The organism is Phaeodactylibacter luteus (assembly GCF_007993045.1).
GTDB lineage: Bacteria > Bacteroidota > Bacteroidia > Chitinophagales > Saprospiraceae > Phaeodactylibacter > Phaeodactylibacter luteus.
On record NZ_VOOR01000297.1, the window covers coordinates 1 to 204 of the forward strand.

Sequence of the window (204 nt, forward strand, 5' to 3'; positions counted from 1 at the left end):
GATGTAAGGATCGCCCTCACCGTCGTACTCGCACCAGTTGATCACCTTCCAGGTACGGAAGATCTTGTAGCACTCGTCTCCGCTAGCAGAGAAGATCTCGTCGTCGCTTGTCACGGCCAGCAGGTCGCAGCCAAGCTCGTTGTATGATACCGTATCTGGCTCTTCTTCCAGGCCACATGCATAGTCTGCATCTTCTGGGAAGAA

The 204-nt window shown here is 53.9% G+C and carries 1 protein-coding gene; it reads right to left on the reverse strand.

Features of this window, described 5'->3' with window-relative positions:
* On the reverse strand, positions 1–204 hold a 204-nt coding region (locus FRY97_RS22890), incomplete at both ends, for a hypothetical protein (RefSeq protein ID WP_170254934.1).